Source organism: Paenimyroides viscosum, from assembly GCF_003858535.1.
Lineage (GTDB): Bacteria > Bacteroidota > Bacteroidia > Flavobacteriales > Flavobacteriaceae > Flavobacterium > Flavobacterium viscosum.
Map to the genome: position 1 here is coordinate 1 of NZ_RQTJ01000072.1, position 2,486 is coordinate 2,486.

The following is a 2,486-nucleotide window of genomic DNA, read 5'->3' on the forward strand; positions in this document are numbered from 1 at the left end:
AGGTTCCGAAATTCGGAGCCTTTTTGTTTTAACTGCGTTTGCGGCTAAAATTACACATAACGGCTGGCAAATTGGCGATGGAGCCGACTTTTAGCACAAATGTTGAATAGAATTACTAATCTTCAACATTGCACAAAAGTTCAATAGAAGTACTTCACCGGCTCTATTGCCAATTTGTTTGTTATGTGCCGTTTTATTCCATTTTATACATTTAACAATTGCTGAAACGTAAAGTCGGGTTTAAACATTTCAATTTCGTTTTGAGTTGATTCTTCTTGTGCTTCTTTGCCATAGATAAACATTTGCTGTTCATAATTTTTAACAGCCTCTTCAATGCTATTAAATTTTCCATCGGCTAGATTATCAGACAATATCAAGGCATCCACCAACCCACTATTTACTCCCTGCCCTGCAAAAGGCGGCATCAAATGTGCGGCATCCCCAATCATTGTTATGGGTAATGGGCGCTTGCTTTTCCAAGGCTTTTCTAAAGGAAATATCCGTGTAGCCAATCCTACAAATGACAACGTCGTATGAATCAATTCTTTGTAGCGTTCGTCCCAATCGGAAAATTCTTTCAGAAGAAAATCAACGACACTATTTCTGTTTTGAAAATCTACCTGCGTTTGGTTTTTCCATTCATCAGGTGTTTTAAAACTTATTCCAAAATGCAATGCACCATTATTATTGGGGTTAGCAAATAATAAATTACCTTGGTGAGATGCCATTAGCCGGTTTCCATTGCATAGCTGAAAAAATCCAGGACAGTTTATCTCTGGTTGATGAATATCGGCTTGTATATTGAAAGTACCTGTTTCTTCAACTTCCGTGTCGGTAACAAATTTTCTTACCTTGGACATCCCGCCATTGGCAAGAATAACCAAATCTGCTGTTTCACTCGGTTTATTCTCAAAAGTTAGTGTCCACTTCTTCTTACCAGGTTCAAGCATAACAAGTTTTCTATCCCAAATAACCGTGTCGTTTTCTAAACTATTCAACAAGATAGCCCTTAAGTCATTTCTGTTTATTTCAGGATTGTCAAATCGATTTTCGGGCTTTACATTTTTTGTGGATAAAATATTGCCTTTTTCATCAGCAATATTTACACCCATTGGTAAGGCTAAGTCATAATAAGTTTGTAACAATCCCGCTTTTTTCATTGCTTCCTGACCTGAACCTTTGTGTAGGTCAAGGGTTCCACCAAAAATTCTTGCCTCTCGGTCGTTGTCTCTTTCGTAAACTGAAACGTCTATGCCGTTTTGCTGTAATAATTTTGCCATAGTCAGTCCAACGGGTCCACCACCAATTATTGCAACGTTCTTATCACTAAGTAAATTCATTTGTTTGTCTGTATCTATTCGCATTGTCATTCAAAAATGGCCCATAACGTTTAGTATATGAAAAGTAGGCGATTTCGATGCACTAAACTTTCGGATAAGCACAAAGTTTGAAACGAGCCAAAAGCATTGGTTTTACTACTGTTTCGCCTATTTTTTATATACATTGTTAGCACCTTTATTTAATTATATTCAATTGCTTCAAAGCTTTGAAAGTCAGCTCTTTTCTAATCATTGGAAACAAATCCATATTGAAATTTTGGTTCGGTTCAACATTTGTTGCTAAGAAATATGTGTTTCCGTTTGTTTCCACAAATCCAACAAACCAACCGTTGTTATTTCCATTTCTTATTGACCAACCTGTTTTTCCGCTGAGTTTATAATTTTCGTTTTCTTCTATAACTATCATTTTTTTCATTATAGTTACTGTGCGTTTCGATATTGGCAATTCAGAATTATAAAATCTCTTCAAAAACTCTATTTGTTGATATTGATTAATTTGAGACTCACCTTCAAGCCAAAACATATCAATATTTGTTGTATCAACTTCCATTTTCCCATAGTCAAGTTTGTCCAAATATTCATTCATCCGTCTAACACCAATTTTTCTTGCTACTTCTTGATAACAAGGCACACAGGAATAATGAAAAGCTTCTTTAAGAGTCATATCTTGCTCCCAAACCTTTAGTCTTCTTTCATCTCCATTCCATTTAAAAAGTGTACTGTCGTTTTCGACTACTCCGATTTCTAAGGCTATAATTGAATTTGGTATTTTGAAAGTGGAAGCTGGTAAACACCCTTTTTTCGCCCAATTAAAATTGTTTGAATAGTACTTATCATCTTTTAAGTCGTAGATTAGAATTGAACCTGTGACATCTGTCGAGTCGATAAAGGTTTGAAACTCTGTGATAACAATTTCGCGTTCAATTTCAATATTCTGATTTTTGTCAGAGTCAGTCTTATTATTTGTGCAAGAAAACACTAAAATTAATATTGATAGAATATGGATTTTTTTCATTTCTTATATTGGTGCTAACATCTGTTTTAACGAAACGAATATACGGAAAATTTCGCTTAACCAACCCTTTATGTGTAGTTTTTTAGTATCTTTGTCAGATGAAATTATCAGATTAGCAAATTTACTTTACG

At 34.8% G+C, this 2,486-nt stretch carries 2 protein-coding genes; both read right to left on the reverse strand.

The features are described from left to right. Window positions 1-203: 203 nt before the first annotated feature. Entirely contained in the window at window positions 204-1,370 is a 1,167-nt protein-coding gene (locus EG242_RS14685; RefSeq protein WP_008651082.1) for a tetracycline-inactivating monooxygenase Tet(X2), read from the reverse strand. Between the two features lie 145 nt (window positions 1,371-1,515). Then, window positions 1,516-2,355, reverse strand: a complete 840-nt coding sequence (blaOXA, locus tag EG242_RS14690; RefSeq protein WP_099009311.1) for a class D beta-lactamase — start codon at window positions 2,353-2,355, stop codon at window positions 1,516-1,518. Window positions 2,356-2,486: the final 131 nt, after the last annotated feature.

Excerpts from the sequence above, each read along its gene's own strand:
- blaOXA (WP_099009311.1), bottom strand. The coding sequence starts at position 2,355 with ATGAAAAAAATCCATATTCTATCAATATTAATTTTAGTGTTTTCTTGC.
- EG242_RS14685 (WP_008651082.1), bottom strand. The coding sequence starts at position 1,370 with ATGACAATGCGAATAGATACAGACAAACAAATGAATTTACTTAGTGAT.